Origin of the sequence: Pseudoalteromonas luteoviolacea NCIMB 1942, from assembly GCF_001625595.1 — a bacterium.
GTDB lineage: Bacteria > Pseudomonadota > Gammaproteobacteria > Enterobacterales > Alteromonadaceae > Pseudoalteromonas > Pseudoalteromonas luteoviolacea_A.
Genome location: NZ_AUXT01000157.1, coordinates 1 through 16900, shown reverse-complemented (window position 1 = coordinate 16900; position 16900 = coordinate 1). Strand labels below are relative to the sequence as shown.

19 protein-coding genes are annotated in these 16900 nt (G+C 42.5%); 9 read left to right on the top strand and 10 right to left on the bottom strand.

Annotated elements, in window-relative coordinates:
- The first annotated feature begins 81 nt into the window (after window positions 1-81).
- Window positions 82-2268 (top strand): DUF6359 domain-containing protein, encoded by a 2187-nt coding sequence (locus N482_RS11060; protein WP_063377096.1) that lies wholly within the window; start codon window positions 82-84, stop codon window positions 2266-2268.
- A 54-nt stretch (window positions 2269-2322) separates the two neighbouring features.
- Here the strand turns inward: N482_RS11060 and N482_RS11055 are convergent, their stop codons facing one another.
- On the bottom strand, window positions 2323-3693 hold the full coding sequence (locus tag N482_RS11055; RefSeq protein ID WP_063377095.1) for a serine hydrolase domain-containing protein: 1371 nt from the start codon (window positions 3691-3693) through the stop codon (window positions 2323-2325).
- Window positions 3694-3986: 293 nt separating this feature from the next.
- Here N482_RS11055 and N482_RS11050 point away from each other — a divergent pair, with 293 nt between their 5' ends.
- On the top strand, window positions 3987-4385 hold the full coding sequence (locus tag N482_RS11050) for an ExbD/TolR family protein (protein ID WP_063377094.1): 399 nt from the start codon (window positions 3987-3989) through the stop codon (window positions 4383-4385).
- A 53-nt stretch (window positions 4386-4438) separates the two neighbouring features.
- Here the strand turns inward: N482_RS11050 and N482_RS11045 are convergent, their stop codons facing one another.
- On the bottom strand, window positions 4439-5008 hold the full coding sequence (locus N482_RS11045) for a hypothetical protein (protein WP_063377093.1): 570 nt from the start codon (window positions 5006-5008) through the stop codon (window positions 4439-4441).
- A gap of 265 nt (window positions 5009-5273) precedes the next feature.
- Here N482_RS11045 and N482_RS11040 point away from each other — a divergent pair, with 265 nt between their 5' ends.
- Window positions 5274-5504 carry a helix-turn-helix domain-containing protein gene (locus N482_RS11040; protein WP_063374763.1) on the top strand — a complete coding sequence of 77 codons (231 nt, stop codon included), beginning with the start codon at window positions 5274-5276 and terminating at the stop codon, window positions 5502-5504.
- Between the two features lie 202 nt (window positions 5505-5706).
- Window positions 5707-6411 (top strand): tellurite resistance TerB family protein, encoded by a 705-nt coding sequence (locus N482_RS11035; RefSeq protein ID WP_063377092.1) that lies wholly within the window; start codon window positions 5707-5709, stop codon window positions 6409-6411.
- 309 nt (window positions 6412-6720) lie between these two features.
- Here N482_RS11035 and nth read toward each other — a convergent pair whose 3' ends face one another.
- From nth to N482_RS11020, 3 genes are all read right to left on the bottom strand, one after another.
- On the bottom strand, window positions 6721-7389 hold the full coding sequence (nth, locus tag N482_RS11030; protein ID WP_063377091.1) for an endonuclease III: 669 nt from the start codon (window positions 7387-7389) through the stop codon (window positions 6721-6723).
- Window positions 7390-7483: 94 nt separating this feature from the next.
- The gene (locus N482_RS11025) at window positions 7484-8413 is read right to left on the bottom strand and encodes a sodium-dependent bicarbonate transport family permease (RefSeq protein WP_063377090.1); all 930 of its coding nucleotides are present in this window, start codon (window positions 8411-8413) and stop codon (window positions 7484-7486) included.
- Window positions 8414-8614, bottom strand: coding sequence for a hypothetical protein (locus N482_RS11020; RefSeq protein WP_063377089.1), 201 nt, complete (start codon window positions 8612-8614; stop codon window positions 8414-8416).
- Window positions 8615-8726: 112 nt separating this feature from the next.
- Here N482_RS11020 and N482_RS11015 point away from each other — a divergent pair, with 112 nt between their 5' ends.
- Both N482_RS11015 and N482_RS24305 read left to right on the top strand, forming a co-directional pair.
- Window positions 8727-9659, top strand: a complete 933-nt coding sequence (locus N482_RS11015; RefSeq protein WP_063377088.1) for a LysR family transcriptional regulator — start codon at window positions 8727-8729, stop codon at window positions 9657-9659.
- A 98-nt stretch (window positions 9660-9757) separates the two neighbouring features.
- Window positions 9758-10510, top strand: a complete 753-nt coding sequence (locus N482_RS24305) for a spondin domain-containing protein (RefSeq protein WP_081227890.1) — start codon at window positions 9758-9760, stop codon at window positions 10508-10510.
- 32 nt (window positions 10511-10542) lie between these two features.
- On the opposite strand, the gene N482_RS11005 is transcribed toward N482_RS24305, so the two are convergent.
- Window positions 10543-11475 carry a LysR family transcriptional regulator gene (locus tag N482_RS11005; protein ID WP_063377087.1) on the bottom strand — a complete coding sequence of 311 codons (933 nt, stop codon included), beginning with the start codon at window positions 11473-11475 and terminating at the stop codon, window positions 10543-10545.
- 112 nt (window positions 11476-11587) lie between these two features.
- On the opposite strand from N482_RS11005, the gene chrA reads away from it, so the two are divergent.
- Both chrA and N482_RS24820 read left to right on the top strand, forming a co-directional pair.
- Window positions 11588-12733, top strand: coding sequence for a chromate efflux transporter (chrA, locus tag N482_RS11000; protein ID WP_063377086.1), 1146 nt, complete (start codon window positions 11588-11590; stop codon window positions 12731-12733).
- Window positions 12734-13102: 369 nt separating this feature from the next.
- Complete coding sequence (locus N482_RS24820; RefSeq protein WP_155730565.1) at window positions 13103-13240, top strand: hypothetical protein; 138 nt, start codon at window positions 13103-13105, stop codon at window positions 13238-13240.
- Window positions 13241-13251: 11 nt separating this feature from the next.
- Here N482_RS24820 and sdhD read toward each other — a convergent pair whose 3' ends face one another.
- From sdhD to N482_RS10975, 4 genes are all read right to left on the bottom strand, one after another.
- A complete protein-coding gene (gene sdhD, locus N482_RS10990; protein ID WP_063377084.1) occupies window positions 13252-13590 on the bottom strand; it encodes a succinate dehydrogenase, hydrophobic membrane anchor protein in 339 nt (112 codons plus the stop codon).
- Window positions 13581-13961, bottom strand: coding sequence for a succinate dehydrogenase, cytochrome b556 subunit (sdhC, locus tag N482_RS10985; protein WP_063377083.1), 381 nt, complete (start codon window positions 13959-13961; stop codon window positions 13581-13583). The genes sdhD and sdhC overlap by 10 nt, the downstream gene beginning before the upstream one ends.
- 185 nt (window positions 13962-14146) lie before the next feature.
- On the bottom strand, window positions 14147-15703 hold the full coding sequence (locus N482_RS10980) for an AbgT family transporter (RefSeq protein WP_063377082.1): 1557 nt from the start codon (window positions 15701-15703) through the stop codon (window positions 14147-14149).
- Window positions 15704-15935: 232 nt separating this feature from the next.
- The gene (locus N482_RS10975; protein WP_063377081.1) at window positions 15936-16184 is read right to left on the bottom strand and encodes a hypothetical protein; all 249 of its coding nucleotides are present in this window, start codon (window positions 16182-16184) and stop codon (window positions 15936-15938) included.
- Between the two features lie 199 nt (window positions 16185-16383).
- Between N482_RS10975 and N482_RS24300 the strand changes: the two genes are divergently transcribed.
- The gene (locus N482_RS24300) at window positions 16384-16839 is read left to right on the top strand and encodes an ISAs1 family transposase (RefSeq protein ID WP_081227888.1); all 456 of its coding nucleotides are present in this window, start codon (window positions 16384-16386) and stop codon (window positions 16837-16839) included.
- Window positions 16840-16900 lie beyond the last annotated feature (61 nt).

Here is a 16900-nt window from a genome sequence, read left to right as displayed (position 1 = left end):
ATTTGCACACCAATTCCACCCATTGGCAGCTATCTAGGAATTTGGCAGTCAAAAATAAACCATTACAACGGGAATTGAAAAATGACAGTGAACAAACTGACCTTATCATTGTTGCTCGGTGCAGGCCTGCTTGCTCAAAGTAACTTTGCACTTGCCGCAGCATATGATTGGAATAACACAGCACCAGTAAAGGTACCATCTGCTGCCAATAATAACGGTAAGAGCGTTTACTTTGATGTCTCACACGGCGGCGTAGAAGGTAACGCTGACTGGGTAATCGACGGCGCATTCTCAGATTTCGCTGATGCGCTAGTTCAAGAGGGCTATACCGTTAAAGAATACCGTGGTATAGATTTAAATAATGATGGCCGTATTCGTTTCTACGATGATCGCACTAATGGCAGCAATACCAATGAGGCGATTATTACTTATGACGCGATTAAGGATTCAGATGTATTCGTACTAGCTGAAACCAATCGCCCATTCACACTTGCTGAGCAAGCTGCCCTAGAACAATATATTGCAAGCGGTAAGGGCATCTTCTTCATTGCCGATCACTACGATGCAGACCGTAACCTCAATACATGGGATGCCACCGAAGTTTTTAATGGCTACAACCGCTCAGATCTCAGCAAATACAACATGGGCGGTGCCTATGGTGATTGGCGTAATCCAAAAGCAGCAAATGCTGGCTGGCTAGTTGAGAACTTCGGTATTCGTTTTCGTTTTAATGGTGTTGACTACAAGCAGGGTGTAAGTGGTGTGGAGCCTAGCTCGCAAACTGAAGGGATCACCCAAGGTGTAGACCCTATTTTGATGGCCGCAGGCGCAACGTTAGCCATCGTAGACCCGCAAAAAGCTAAGGGCCTAGTGTATTTTTCTGAGACAGACTCGCCAGTAAAATGGCGTCATGCTAAAGACCAAGGGTTGTATTTTGGTGGTAAAGCTGAAGGTCCTTATGCCGCCATTGCAAAGTCAGGCGCAGGAAAAGCAGCATTTATCGGTGATTCTTCACCGATTGAAGATGCAACGCCTAAATATCGCCGCCAAGACAATGGTAACACCAAAAGAACATATCCGGGATGGACAGACCCAGGCCATGCTTCCGTACTAGCCGTGAATATTATTAACTGGCTGGCGACACCAGAAAGCTATCAGTATTTTGACGGTCAAAATGGTCACTACAGTGGCTTCGTAACACCCACTCCGATGGCCTCTCAGGAGATGTCAGATCCTAATAATGGTCAACCTTGGGGTACCCCTGCCTCTGGTTTCAACGCTTGGGATACGAACACTTATAAAAACAACTCTTTTAATGCGCCATATGGCGATGGCCAAACTAACCCAGATCCGGACCCAGACCCAACTCCAACACCTGACAATGCAATCTCAGTGACTGATGCACTGGCTGCTGCACAAAATACCCCTGTTGTTGTCGTGGGTAAAGTAACTGCGGCTATCAATGGGATCTACGGACTGGAGTTGAGCGATCTCAGCAACCCTACAACCCACATTTACGTGAAGCTTGAGAGCAGCCAAAGAGCTGACTTCAACCCACAGCTAAACCCTGCAATTCTTAATCAAAACATCATTGTCACAGGTACACGCAATAGCTACATGGGTGAGCCTGGGCTCCGCTATGTGACAGATCTACAAATTGCACCTTCGTATATGTCCGTTGAGCAAGTACTTGCAACAGCGCAAGGTGAATCAATCGAGCTTACAGGGCGAGTTAAATCAGGCCTAAACAGTATTTACGCTCTAATACTTGAAGACTTGAACGATCCTAGTTTCACGATCAATATTAAACTTGAGAGTAGTCAGCGCGCGCAGTTCAGTCCAGAACTAAACCCTGATATATTAAATGCCACGTTAGTTATCAAAGGTGTACGAGATAACTACATGAACCAACCAGGCGTTCGCCAAGTGTCTAGCATTACCGTTTCATCTGGCAATGGTAATGGCAACCCAGATCAAGGCAATGATCTATCTGTGTCTGATGTATTGGCCATGAATAACGGCCAACCAGTTGTCGTAACCGGCACAATCACAGCTGCAATCAATAACAAATACGCGCTGGAGTTAACTGATCCAAACAATGCTGGTAACAAGCTATACATTAAACTTGAGTCATCTCAGCGTGATACGTTTAGTCCATTGCTTAACCCTGAGCTGATTGGTAAGCACGTTCGTGTCGAGGGAATTAAGAATGACTATATGAGCCACCCAGGTGTACGCAATGTGAGCAATTTAACCCTGTTAAATTAATCTGTGATACTTTCTAAAGCCAAAAGGAACCTCGTTCCTTTTGGCTGTTAACTGTTACCGACTTTTTATTGCTTTAAGTGGAGTTTCAGAAAAATTCACGTACAAGTTCATGACTATGTCACCTTGTTCATTGGTAACAAACTTCATATATGCGGTGCTTTGGTCGAAAAATAGCGTATCTGAAGAAGCAGGCGATAGCTCAGCGATATAACCATCCCCCTCTTGTGTATATAAATCTCCATCGTGATATTCAATTCGACGCACAGCGCCACTTTCAAACTGATATGCGCCTTCAAACGCTTTTAGCTGCTGTGATGTTAATTGGATTTCTTTATAGCTTGGGCTCTGCAAATCTAACGCTTTTGCGGCCAGACGTTGCGTCAACACCTGTGGGTTGCGATTTGTTGAGTTAGCAAGTACAGCAACATAAAGCGACTCCTCAGGAATATACACAGCATCCGAAACAAATCCGTGAATACCACCAGCATGACCAATGGCCTGATACTCTCCCACGGTGGTCGTAACCAGACCATAGCCATAATTTGATGTGCTCCCATCGTTCAAAGTCACCGGTGCTAACATCTGCTGATAGCTTTGCTCACTGATCAATACACCGTTCGCAAGCGCGGAGTACCAAATATTCAAATCGAATACATTAGATGACAACGCGCCTGCTGCATGCGGCCAAATCATATCTATGTAGCCGGCATTCACATACCCTTTGGCGCTCAGTTCATACCCTGATACATGGTGCTTGATAATTTGGCGACCTGCATAGTGGCTATTTTTCATACCTAATTTGTCAAAGATATGTTCATCGATAAAGTCCGCATAAGATTGATCACTTGCTACTTCGATAATTTTACCTAGCAACACATAACCGGTATTTGAATAAGCCATCGCGTCACCGGGTTGAAACTTCATTGGGTGAACAGCAAACCTAGCTAAGATCTCATCAAGTGTTGCAGGCGCCTGAATCTCTTTTAACATCAATTCTCTGTCTTCGGTGTAATTGGCAAGACCTGAGGTATGGGTTAGCAGCTGCTCGATGGTTATAACGTGCCCTTCGGTTGGAAAATCCGGCACATATTTATGGATATCATCGTGTACTGAAAGTTTACCTCGCTCCTGTAAAATCATGATTGCGGCGGCGGTAAATTGCTTAGAAATGGAACCTATTTTAAAAACATTTTTAGCCTTAAGCGGTACATTTAATTCAAGGTTTGCACTGCCGATGGCCTTTTTAAAAATGACCTCACCTTCTTTACTGATAAGTGCGACCGCACCAGGCTGCTTCTTGGAAAGTTCATTTTTAAGTACTGCACGATATTGCGCTTTATGCGCCTTAGAATCGCTGGCAAAAACCGTAGGCGCACCAAACAACATAGTGGCTGATACTACTGCGGCAATAAGAGACATTTTCATTTTTCTTTCCTTGCTTTAATTGATATTAAGATCATTCCATCACGCCCCCCCTCAGTTTCCCAGTCAAAAAGTGTACAACACTGTTACAAACCCTTTCTATTTGTGTGCTTGTGTAACAAGCCTAAACACTTGTATGAAATACGTTTGGTTTTGAACTTTTATACTAAATCCACTATTCAAAAATCGTGCTCTCTACAATTTAAATGCATTTTAATCACCCCTTTTTTGTTCATGCTGCGTTATACCCATACAAAAACTACAAATTCGCGTAGCCATCCTTAAGGAGTGCCCATATGATTAAAAAACATCAACTTACGATGCAACCTAGTGCTAATGTGGATATGAATCCGATGCTTGATATCGTCTTTATTCTGCTTATCTTTTTTATCGTTACTGCGAGCTTTTCTAAAGAGCCTGTATTGGATATAAGTAAGCAAGATCAAGCCGCACGAGCTCTCACGCCGACACTGACACCACAAATCAATATTGATGATAAGAATCAAATTTATCTAAACGGAAGGCAAATCGATGTGGACACAATCGCAATCAATATCGCCAGAGTAGCAGCCAAAGGCCACATCACGTTGATCGGGTTGAAGGCCCATGCGCAAAGTGAGCACAACACCTTAGTGCAGGTACTCGATGCCGTAAAATCTCAAACCAGCGCACCAGTTTCTTTGGCTAGCTTGTAAGCAATGCAGTTAGACTGCCACGGTTTAGGGTCAACTAAACCGTGGCGCACATATTATGGATGAATATGTACGAGGTTTTCGTTTTCAATTTCACCACGCAAATTGACATACACATCAAGGCGAGCGAAAAATGCTTGAGCATTTGGTGTAACCGGTTCTACAAGGGTGTAAAACGCAAGGTTCAGACCTGCTACAACCTGTTGCTGAGCTGCCAAAATGTCATATTTAACACCAATCATAGACTCAATTTTTTCTGCGGTTTGACGCTCTGCGTCGCTAAAATCATTGCGAAGCGCAACAGAATCAAAAGAACCAATCGGTGGCACTAATACAGGTTCACTAAAGACATGATCCTTAAGTTCAGTGTATTGATCCCCCAACTGATTAATCACAATCAGCTCTAGACGGTTAACCTTCGGAATGCCTGGTGCAACAATAGGTGAAACAAAGCAGTAAAACGCATAGTTTGTGCCATTTACGACTTGTGATTGTCCTGCTAATGGCTTGATATCAAAACCTTCTCGCTGATTGATATGCTCAAATGCGCTGATATATTCCTTATCAAAATCCTGTGCTAAAACCACTGGACCATACCCACCTAACATACGATTTGCTTGAGACATAACGTTTTCCTTTTATCTCTTTAAGTGAACAGCACACTGGTAATCAGCGTGCCTTGAATTTGGTTCCAAGTGTAGACACCTCCTCAGCACTTATCGGTATCAGGTTAGTATCAGTTTGGTATCATGCTTGGTGCGGGTTTACGCCGTACTGTGCAACATTTCTGACAGTGCCGTACACATTAAAAAACACACTTTTATTTTGCGTGATTGGCGAAGCTTTAGAGTCATTGCTAGGCTTACTTACCCCTTGTAAGGAGAGTTAAAAATGGATGGCCGAGTTCAGCTAAACAGTCAAAGACTGAAACAATTGCGTCGGGACTTAGGATTGAGCCAAGAGAAACTCGCATGTGCGTGTCAAGAGCGCGCTTTATGTGTTTCAATCGCCACTTTAAAACGTGCAGAATGCGGATATCGTGTTTACCACCGCACAGCAAGACAGCTTGCTTTATTTTATCAAATTCCAATTAAAGAGTTGCTTAGCGACGCGCCAATATGAGTGTAATGGGATAGGAGCATGGCGTATTTTATCGTGATGAATATTATGTGAACACTTGCCTACGCGCCTCAATATTCTTCACTCAACCTCTAAACTTGCCGGCGAAACCATTCCGCGGTTGAATCGATTTGTAACAAAATGGTGGTTTTCAAAGCATCTCATTTCACCTACTCTGAGTAAAACCAAAAACAAGGAGACAGCGATGAAAGAATTACAAAAACTCGTAGGAAGCCTCAATAAATCTGGCGCATTAAATGGATTTTTAGGTGGGGTTGCTGGCGGTGGATTGACCTCGTTGCTGGGTAGTAAAAAGGGGAAAAAAACCGGTAAAAAAGCCATAAAATATGGGGCATTGGCAGCCGTAGGGGGCTTGGCGTGGAAAGCATATAAACAGTATTCAGAACAAAGTCAGGCATCCAATCAACAAAGAGACAGTGCAGCCTATGACCAAGCCATAGCTGGGCGCAGTAAACCAAGTAGCACATTCGACTTTGCACCAGCCAAAATGCCCGAACAAAGCTTTGAGGAAGTTGCTGAAAAAGATGGTGGTTCTGGCCAGTTAATTATAATGCGTGCCATGATTGCGGCAGCCTATGCCGATGGCCACATCGACGAAACAGAGCGACAAAAAATATTTGCACAAGTCGAGACTATGGCGTTAAGTGTCACTGAAAAAGCGATGCTGTTTGACGAGCTAAGAAAGCCTATGAGTTTAACCGAACTTGTCCAAGCAGTTCCTGATGCACAAACAGGCATAGAAGTATATACAGCCAGTGCCAGTGCCATTGATTTACAACAAAGCGTATCGCAGCAATATTTACAGGCGCTTGCTCACCAGCTTTGCTTACCAAGGGAACTGGTACAATCCATTCATCAAGAGCTTGCAGCCCTGCAGCATACTATTTAGCAATTACTTAAACAGACAAATCTACACCAGATGAAAAAGGCGTGCTCTCTATTACTCACATTTACTTAACCAAGTGATCAGAGAAACACGCCTCGGTGTGGTTGGCTCACCCACTTAATATAGTGCGACGTGCTTTTTATTACTCGGGTAAAAAGCGGAACCACCGCGTCAAAACGCGGGAACTTTGCCAGTCAGCTCACCATCAAACCAATTTTTAAAAGGGATCAGTTGCTCAACTTGTAATACCTTGCATCTCATTTGGCATATTTGTTTTAGACCCTATGCCCTAAACAGCTCTTGAGCAAACAACTATGGCTTTTTAACCAACTTTGGCTTTTTGCGATTGGGATAGCAAGTTGTACAAATAGGACATACCGTACCGTCACACCCTCTTGCAGTGCAAAAATCTCGCCCGTAATAAATAATCTGCAAGTGCAAATCATTCCAACACGCTTTAGGAAATAGACGTTTTAAATCCTTTTCCGTTTGCCCCACATTCCTGCCATTGGTGAGTCCCCAACGCTGGGCTAGGCGGTGAATATGCGTATCAACGGGAAATGAAGGTACACCGAATGCCTGTGCCATCACAACGCCCGCGGTTTTATGCCCAACCCCAGGCAAAGTTTCAAGCGCTTCCATATCCTCTGGCACAATACCATCATAATCAGCTACTAAAATTTCAGAAAGCGTCTTAATAGCTTTAGATTTTTGTGGCGATAAACCGCAGGGGCGAATTATATTTTGAATATCTTCAACAGATTGTTTTGCCATATCAAACGGGTTATCGGCCAATTGCCAAAGAGCTGGCGTCACTTTATTCACACGCTCATCGGTACACTGCGCAGACAACAGCACGGCAACCAATAAGGTATAGGGGTCGTTATGGTCGAGTGGTATAGGCGGGTTTGGATAGCGTGCTTGCAATTCTTCGAGAATATATGAGACGCGCTCTGCTTTTAATAAATTCTTTTCCGTCACGGCTTCTTACCTATTTATATCTTTATGCTATGCAGCATAATGTACACTGACGCCCATTGGACGTCAGTAAAAACATAAAAGATTAAAATGTGGACTATGCGCCAACAAATTGCCCAAGCGCAATGAAGAAGGGGACATTAATCAGCACATTAAACGGGAACGTTATACCCAGTGAAGCGGTAATGGACATACCCGCATTCGCTTCTGGCAAACCTTCTTTCATTGCAGCTGGCACTGCGATGTACGAAGCACTCGCGCCAAGGACCGCCATTAAAGCAATACCACCTGCGCTAAAACCTAATAGTAGCGCCAACCCAGTACCGGCCAGCCCTCCTATCATGGGCATAAGGACTGCAAAGCTTATTAAAAACACGCTGTTCTTTTTTAACGCACCTAATTGTGCACCGGCAACCAAGCCCATTTTTAATAAAAACAAGGCAAGAATGCCTGGGAACAATTCAACAAAAAACGGCGTCAGCTTTTGTACGCTTTCACCACCAGCAAAACCAATTATTAAACTGCCAACCATTAACAAAATGCTTTGATTTGCAACCAGCTCTTTTTTAACAAACGCTCGATTGATAATTTTAAAGTTGCCTTTAGCCAGCACCAAGCCAACCACAATTGCCGGCATTTCAAGTAACACAACAAATAAAGGGAAGTACGCTTCATACACGATATTACTGGTCTCAAGCAATGCAACAGCCACTGCATAGGTAGCTACACTTACAGAGCCGTAGTGCGCAGCAATAGCACCTGCATTAACTTTGTCCAATTGACCAAAATATCTAAGTAATGGGTATGCGACTAGCGGTAACAGTAAACCAAACCCAACGACTGCAACCGACATGAGTAATAACGAAGAATTAACATGTTGTTGTAATGCTATCCCGCCCTTTAAGCCAATGGCTATCATCAAAAACATGCTTAGAAATTTGTACAACCCATCCGTAAATGGGACTTTGGCACCCAGTAACTGAGCAAGAATACCGAGCACGAAAAATGCGACTACCGCGTCTATCATTTACGACTTTACCTCAGCTGTATAAGATGTAGATCGCCTAGCAGTTGAAGCTTTGAAGTTATGTATAACCGCTGCAACTAACAAAGAAAGAGCAAGAACGGTAAAACCCACAGCACTGGTACCAATCTGCACGCTGAAATAAGAAAAGGCTAAAAGACAAAAACTCGTTATGAAAGGCAATGCCAGATTTTTAAGCGTCATACACTTCTCCTCGTTATTTTTGAGGATTTTACAAAAATAAAAATATAGATAAAAATAGATAGTAACTAATCAATTCATAGATAATAATCTAATCATATAAACAGGCATACATATGGCATCCAGATTACACGCACATATTGGTACATTTAGGCAACTAGAAATCCTTCTCGCGTTGTATGAAGGTGGCAGTGTAAAAGCTGCGGCAGAAAAGCTTTTTCTAACTCAACCCACGGTATCTATGCAGCTAAAAAAGCTTGCTGAAGCCATCGACTTTCCTCTCTATCAACAAATTGGCAAACAGCTAAAGTTCACCGATGCAGGTCTAGCTACTGTTGAAACTGCCAAACAAATATTGCAACACTGCGAAGAGTTAGACATGCACTTGTCAAACCTGCGCGGGCTAAAGTCAGGCACATTGAGATTGTCTAGTGTCACCACGGCAAAATACTTTATACCTCATTTACTCGGCCCGTTTTGTGAGCGTTATCCCGGTATTGATATTCAATTTACAGTTGCAAATCGACAACAGGTAATTGAACGCCTAGAGCAAGGCTTAGATGATTTTTATGTTTTCAGTCACCTTCCTGAAGGTCTCGACCTCGAAGTCATTGAGTTTATGTCTAACGATTTGGTGGCAATTGCACCAGCTTCTCATCCATTTAGTAAACAACAACGTGTAACGCTCGCAGACTTTTGCCAAGAAGATTTTTTAATTCGTGAATCTGGTTCAGGAACGCGCTACGCAACGGAAGCCTTTTTTCAAAATCAGGACGTCAAACCAAATATAAAAATGACCATCGCCAGTAACGAAGCCATTATTCACTCAGTTTTATCAAAACTTGGCGTGTCGATTCTCTCTTCACATACACTCGCTTTTGGTGAGATACATGACGTAAAAGTCATTAACGTAGAATCATTACCAATTCGTTCAAAATGGTCGTTTTCATGGACCAAGCGTAAAGTGCAATCGCCCATTGCAAACGTATTTCTCAGCTACGTTGAAACAGAGGGCAGAGACATTATGCAAAAAGCGATAAAACTTTAACCTGTAAAAAGTGAGTATAATTTATACTAAATTTTGAAAGATAGTTGCGTTATGCTAGGTCTGTGTTTCACAGGCTCCCTTACCTTTAGAGGTTAGATATGAATGATGTATTCAAATTAGTAACACTCAGCGCTGTACTCACGTTAGTTGGCTGTGGAGGTAGCAGTAGTAGTGACACGAGTACACCAACGGCTTCCGAAAATACTACTACACCGACAACCCCAACGACGCCGCCAGCAGCATCAAATAACGCCACGTATGAATTAACATTTACTCGCACTTGGGACGCACAGACTTTTCCGACTAACTACCCTAGCGGCACCCACTTTTCACCAGTCATCGGGCTTACGCATAACGCCCAAGGGCGTATATTTCAGCGCGGAGAGTCCGCGTCGGCCGGTATTGTGAGTATGGCTGAAACCGGATCTAAAGCCGCACTGAAAGAAGAGATCAGCAATATTCAAAATCAGGGCTATTCAAATTATCTTATCGACGAGTCAGGCATATCCGGCAATAGTCAGAGTGTGAGTATGACCTTTGAAGCCAGTCAAGACTTTCCATTGCTCAGCGTAGTCTCCATGGTTGCCCCCAGTCCTGATTGGTTTATAGGTATTAACAGTCTCTCATTATTTAATGATAGCCAGTGGCTGAATGAACAGACAATCCAACTAAAGGTGTATGATGCAGGCAGCGACAGCGGCGTAACATTTTCTGCTGCAAACCAAGCAACCGAGCCACAAGGTACAATCACCTTACTAAATAGTGCCCGCAGTGATACCGATTTTGCGGAGGGGGTCCATTTTCAAAGTGCTGACACAATTGGCTTTATCACGATCAAACTGATGGAGTAGCAGAGAGTAAAGCCATGTGTATAAGCATGGCTTTACTCCGTTTTGGGCAGTGAGGTAATGGCGTCTTGTATCAATTGTCGTAGCCAGTTGTTTTTATCCTCTCTTTCTTTGCGACTAAACCACAGCATAGAAATATCAAAATCAGCCACTGTTATAGGTGGTGAAAAGTACTTAAGTCCATTGTTATAACATGCGATTTCGGCCATTTTCTGCGGTACAATCGCAATTAAACGACGTTGCTTTAATAAAAACTGTACGGTTAAAAAGTTACGGGTTGCGACGGTTACTTTGCGAGATAAACCAATATTTTTCAGCGTTTTATCTACTTGCGTCGAAAGCTGGCCATCAGGGCTCACCAAAGCATGCTCAATATTTGAAAACTGTTCAATACTTAACCCGTTTTCAACATCAATCATCTCGGGATCAGCTACACATACGTGGCGCTCCGTATAAAGACATGCTCGGTGAAATGAATGATGTAGCTCCGGCATGCTACCGATGATGACATCTAACTTTTCTTGCTCTGCCAATGCGATGTAGTTGCTCCGATTAACATTGAGAAAACTCACCTGAGCATAAGGTGCCTGTTGACGAATTGCATCGTAAATGAGCGGGGCAAAAATAACTTCTGCATAATCAGTTAAACCAATCCGACAAACTCCCCGATACTCCTTTGGTTCAAAGGTTGCAGTCGTTAAAAGATCATGGGTTACTGAGTCAAGTATTTGGTTTACCGTTGGCGCGAGAACATGTGCATGCTCTGTTGGGACCATTTTATGCCCTTGACGCTCAAACAACACATCATCAAATAAGCGCCGTAAACGTGCCAAACTATGGCTCATCGCAGATTGACTGACACAGCTTTTTTCTGCAGCAATGCTAACACTTTCATACCGATATAAATAAGCAAAGGCTACCAACAAGTTTAAATCTATGTTTCGCCACTGAAAATCTGAGAAACTCACCGCAATCCTATTTTATTCATAATTTTAATAAATACTATTAATTTGATTAATTATAATCCATTTTTTAACCTATACGCACGATTAAAAAATTACTTAAAATAAAGTCTTCATCATGTTTTCAATATTCAAACTATTTTTTTTGCTCGGTTGGGTAAGCTTTGGCGGACCGGCTGCGCACATAGGTTACTTTAGGCAAACCTTTGTTGAGAAACTCAAATGGTTAGATGACAATGAATACGGACAAATTGTCGCGTTAAGTCAGTTTTTACCGGGTCCAGGGTCCAGCCAAGTAGGTTTTGCACTGGGCTACAAACGCGGTGGATTACCTGGTGCGTGTGCGGCTTTTTTAGGTTTTACACTGCCTTCAGTGATCATCATGATAGGACTTGCCGTACTTGCCAGCCAAGTTACCGATACCAGTGCATTTCAAAATGTTGTACACGGCCTGAAACTACTTGCCGTTGTCGTCGTTGCCGATGCTGCTTGGGGCATGTACAAAAACTTTTGTAAGGGTACACTCACAGCCGGATTATGTGTCGTTACCGCCATCGCGCTGCTTGCTGCCCCCAGTATTATGACTCAAATCGGTGTGCTAGTCCTCGCGGCTATGGTAGGCGCTCAACACCTAAAACCAGCAACCACTACACCAGAACCGCAAAGCTTTCAGCCAAGTTACGTACCTCTAGTCTTGTTTGCCGTATTACTGGTGGGCTTGCCCTTCATCACCTCTTTTTCACCACTCATTGGTTTATTCAACGATTTTTATCAAGCGGGTAGTTTAGTGTTTGGTGGTGGGCATGTTGTGTTACCACTGCTGCAAAATATCGTTGGCGACAATCTTAGCCAAGACGCTTTTTTAACTGGCTATGCCGCAGCACAAGCTGTACCGGGTCCAATGTTTACCTTTGCAACTTACATCGGCTACGAATTGATGCCCAGTAACCCACTGACTGGAGCCCTCGTCGCGACATTAGCCGTATTCTTGCCAGGCTTCTTACTCCTTTTAGCTGTTCTAAAAAACTGGCAAGCACTGGCGAAAATGCCACGGGTTGCAGGCGCATTGAGTGGTGTAAACGCTGCGGTTGTTGGGCTATTGGTTGCGGCTTTGTATCAACCGATCTTCATCAGCGCAGTATTGCAACCGCTGGACCTCGCCCTTGTACTCGTTGGATTTTTCCTAATGAAACAGCTTAAGCTCCCTATAATCTGGCTTGTCCTAACCTTTATGCTCGCTGGCTTTGGATTGGGGTTCATTTAATTTATTTTAAGATTATTCAAGCAAAGACACGGAAGTCTGCGCAGCTTTCCTTATTAGCATCACCACATTACCCAGCAAGAAATACAATAAGTGCACTTCTAACATTTGTTCAATAAAAAGTATGTCCGCTGTCAATTAAGGGTTTCAATTGCAGTATAAAACAACTAGACTGTAATGATAATAATTATCATTACAGTCTAGTTTATGCTAAAAGATTTTGCCACACGTCCTTGCCCTTGTTGTAATAAGCCGCTGACATTGAGTGAGCGAGCACCACTGCTAAATAGGGCACCGGTTCACTGTAAACATTGTGCCAAGTCATTAAAGCCCAATTTTTACATTATGCTGTTTAATGTGTTTTGGCTTAGTATGAGCGTATCGTGGGCAATTGAAACAAATACTGAGCTTAACTATCTCTGGGCCTTATCTGCTGCTTTAATTGCAGTGAGTGTAATCGCGCCTTTATTTGATCTGCTCTTCCCGCTAGAAGAAGAGCAGTACGACTAACATTTGTTGTATTATAGCCAGATGAGTTTTGTGACGGTTAAGAGCATAGACAAGCTCAACAACACACAAACTAAGTTAAAGGCTTTGTTGATGGCACCGCCTTTAACATAATCACCGGCAATCTGCCAGCCGGCTATCACCCCGTTAAAAGCAAACACGCACACACTGAGCGTTGTTACAATTTTAAACCACAGTGGTGTAAACATATGCACTAATGCTTGGTGGCTGCTTACAGGCTCAGACAACAACAGCACAACAATCAATATGCTGTACGCCACAATGATTGAGTTACTGATACGCTGCAAAACCCACTGTTTAGTACCCGAGCGCGCAATGTTCATTATAGCCATATCAATACTCCCACAACGATACTCAGTAACACACCTAAACCAATCGCAACGCGAGAAATAATACAGCCACTGGCGAGCTCTTCGAAATATCCAAACTCTTGAATAATATGTTTAAGCGTCCCCAAGCAATAATAGCCAAGCGCTGTCAACAAGCCCCAAACTACAAATTGCGCAAAAAAAATTTCATTAAAAACAGTACTTAGCGTGTCGAAGTTTTGTGCTGATTGCATTGCAAAAATTAGCAATGGCAGTAAAACCACAGCCGCGCCCCACACAATGACGCCGCTTACTCTGTGCAAAATTGAAGCATACGCAGTAATGGGTAATGCCATGGTTTGAATTGCCAAATTAGTTGGCCGTTCTTTTCTCATGTTGAATACCTAGATGTTTAATTTAAATAAATGCTAACGCAAATCATTACCACTTACAATTATCACATCTATAAAGTGAACTTGGATTTAAAAAGTAAAAGGGCTTAAAAAGGTAACGCCGCATAGGTCACGCGGCGTTTTTGCAGTTAATTGATGCGTTTACCTTCACTTTTTATACTTCGATATTAGAAGCCAAACGGAATGTTAAAGGCAAAAAAGCCAACCAAAAGTGAAGTCCAGAAAATCAAAAATGCCACTGAGTATGGGACCATCATAGCAATAACCTCACCAAAACTTAGATCAGGCTTATACTTGCGCATAAACGCTAAAATAACACCTGCATAAGTCATCATTGGCGTAATGATATTAGTAGATGAGTCTGCTACTCGATATGCCGCAGCAACCAAATCTGGCGTCATGGCTGGATTAACCTGATATAACATTGGGACGAAAATAGGTCCTAATAGCATCCACTTTGATGTTAACCCGCCTACAAACAGGTTTATCAATCCAGTAGTAATAACAAAACCAATAATCAGTAGAATTGGAAATTGTTGAAGACCAAGCGCAGATAAACCACTCGCGCCAATATATGTGATGTAGGTACCTAACCCTGAATACCCCAAAATACCTAAGAAGTTGTAACAGAAGAATGTCAATACAAGGATATAACCCATTGTATTCATTTGTGCGACCATGGCTTGTACAACATCCTGTAGACTTTTGAACTTGCTTGTTGCTACACCAAACGCTGCACCTACGATCGTGAAGACTAAAGTGATGAGTAAAATGACATTATTTAAGTAAGGTGTGATAGTTTTTCCAGACTCATCAACGTAAGGAGCCAATGGCCCAATAGCGAGTAATAAAACCAAACCCAATGATAGCAATAACCCCCACAATGCAGCTTTAAGACCTTTCTTTTCTTGCTCTGTAACCGCAAAATCAGATAAGTCCATGCCTTGTGGTAGTTCGTAGGACATATTCGACAGTCGCGGTTCTACAAATTTTTTGGTTACCCACGCGCCAATACCGACTAGCATAAAGGTAGATACAAAAATAAAGTAATAATGCATAGTTGCTGGCGTTAATTCATTGCCATTCGCATCGGTAAACGGAACGCCTTGTGATTCAGCAAAGATCTGTGCATTTAAACCAATGACAACATCAACTGGTGTTGCAGGGAGTAAGTTTGCACTAAACCCAGCAGAAACCCCTGCAAATGCAGCAGCCATACCAATCAATGGATTTTTGCCAAGCCCAGCATAGAGTAAACCGGCAAGTGGGATTAAAATTAGATAACCCGCATCTGTCGCTATTGAGCTCATAATCCCCAAGAATATCAGTGCTGGTGCTAAGTATTTGTCTTTTAATCGAGTTCCTAGTTTCTTAATTACCGCATTAAATAAGCCCGAGCTTTCAGCAACCCCTACACCGAGCATAACGATCAGGATCACACCGAGTATACCGTTACCAAATCCAAGCCAGTTTTGTAATAGGGCATTGTCAAAAAACCATACTACATGCGCAGGATCAGTCATGTTTTTAATCGTATGGATCACAGGGTTCCCATCAGCTCCTTGTGTTTCAAAAGTTAAGCCTCCGATGAAGGCCGTTAAAGCAAAGGCACCTAGGGTGAACCATATAAATATAATGATGGGATCAGGGATTTTCTTACCGGCTTTTTCTATAAATGAGATAACCCCACTCTCATTCTGTTTTACCGTTTCAGCTGTCGACACGCGAATTTTCCTAATGTTTATAAACTTCTTACTATTTCAACCTACCGGTCAAATCAGTACAAAGACGTCATTTTAACCATCAGATAGGCAATTGAGAAAGGTTTGAGGTGAGTAAAAATAGGGCAAGATGAAATACTATAACAATGCAAGATACCGATGAGTTTCAAATATCACTGAAATTAGCAGAGCTAAAAACGACGAAACCGCGCTTTTAACTCAACAGGCGAAAAAACTAATGGTGCTTTTTAGGACCAACCCTTACTAGGTCTTTACCATTTTCAAAAACCTCCTGGGTAACCCAACGCCCTAGCAAAAGCTGATGGTTATCATCTAATACCGCTACAAACGGCCTGCCACTGCTATTATGTATTGCAAGCGCAATGCCCGCTACATTTTCCAACCCCAATCCTCCATTTTCCACTAAAGTCAAAAGTGACTCTAACTCTACTAAGGTGCTAATTTCTTCTTTGTCGTCAATCATACTGTTTGGCTCTTTGGGTATGCAATGGGGATAGAATACCAGTTCTAAAATGGGGGATAAATAAAGCTGTCAACAATTGCGAAGAAGTTTAGCAATCTATTGAGGTGAAGCATTACAAGGATAAAAGTCAGGGCAAGATCGCAAACTTTACCTTGACTTAAAAGTATGATCTTATACTCTTTTTTTAAGTAACACCCTCATTTCTCAACCACAACTTTTTAAGTACTTTGAATCAATTGATGACCCTCGACAACAAGGTAAAGTAGTCCACAAGCTCTTTGATATCATATTATTAACGGTCAGTGCTGTCACTTCAGGATGCCAAGATTGGGAAGATATTGAAGGTTTTGGACACGATAGATTAGATTGGCTTAGAAAGTTTGTACCGTTTAAAAATGGCATTCCTCGCCACGATACCATTGCTCGAGTAATGAGCCGCATAGACATAGCACAATTTCAAGATTCGTTTTCATCTCGGATGAAAACGTGTTGCAAGCTCACTCATAGTGAAGTTATTGCCTTAGATGGGAGACGATTAAAAGGTTCGTTTACTCAAGCTGATAGACGAGATGCACTGTTTATGGTGAATGTATTTACGTGTGAAAATGCGGTTGTCTTAGGACAAGCACCCGTTGATAAAAGTCTAATTAAATGAATACGTTACCAGGCATTTTGACACTGTTAGAAATAAAAGGCTGTTTCGTTACGATAGACGC

What these genes read in the sequence shown, in the direction of transcription:
- N482_RS24820 (WP_155730565.1), top strand. Translation starts at nt 13,103, where the DNA reads ATGAGCGTATCGTGGGCAATTGAAACAAATACTGAGCTTAACTATCTC.
- N482_RS11025 (WP_063377090.1), bottom strand. Translation starts at nt 8,413, where the DNA reads ATGATAGACGCGGTAGTCGCATTTTTCGTGCTCGGTATTCTTGCTCAG.
- N482_RS11055 (WP_063377095.1), bottom strand. Translation starts at nt 3,693, where the DNA reads ATGAAAATGTCTCTTATTGCCGCAGTAGTATCAGCCACTATGTTGTTT.
- chrA (WP_063377086.1), top strand. Translation starts at nt 11,588, where the DNA reads ATGTTTTCAATATTCAAACTATTTTTTTTGCTCGGTTGGGTAAGCTTT.
- N482_RS11015 (WP_063377088.1), top strand. Translation starts at nt 8,727, where the DNA reads ATGGCATCCAGATTACACGCACATATTGGTACATTTAGGCAACTAGAA.
- N482_RS11035 (WP_063377092.1), top strand. Translation starts at nt 5,707, where the DNA reads ATGAAAGAATTACAAAAACTCGTAGGAAGCCTCAATAAATCTGGCGCA.
- N482_RS11045 (WP_063377093.1), bottom strand. Translation starts at nt 5,008, where the DNA reads ATGTCTCAAGCAAATCGTATGTTAGGTGGGTATGGTCCAGTGGTTTTA.
- sdhC (WP_063377083.1), bottom strand. Translation starts at nt 13,961, where the DNA reads ATGAGAAAAGAACGGCCAACTAATTTGGCAATTCAAACCATGGCATTA.
- N482_RS11020 (WP_063377089.1), bottom strand. Translation starts at nt 8,614, where the DNA reads ATGACGCTTAAAAATCTGGCATTGCCTTTCATAACGAGTTTTTGTCTT.
- N482_RS11060 (WP_063377096.1), top strand. Translation starts at nt 82, where the DNA reads ATGACAGTGAACAAACTGACCTTATCATTGTTGCTCGGTGCAGGCCTG.
- N482_RS11040 (WP_063374763.1), top strand. Translation starts at nt 5,274, where the DNA reads ATGGATGGCCGAGTTCAGCTAAACAGTCAAAGACTGAAACAATTGCGT.
- sdhD (WP_063377084.1), bottom strand. Translation starts at nt 13,590, where the DNA reads ATGGCTATAATGAACATTGCGCGCTCGGGTACTAAACAGTGGGTTTTG.
- N482_RS24305 (WP_081227890.1), top strand. Translation starts at nt 9,758, where the DNA reads ATGAATGATGTATTCAAATTAGTAACACTCAGCGCTGTACTCACGTTA.
- N482_RS10975 (WP_063377081.1), bottom strand. Translation starts at nt 16,184, where the DNA reads ATGATTGACGACAAAGAAGAAATTAGCACCTTAGTAGAGTTAGAGTCA.
- N482_RS11050 (WP_063377094.1), top strand. Translation starts at nt 3,987, where the DNA reads ATGATTAAAAAACATCAACTTACGATGCAACCTAGTGCTAATGTGGAT.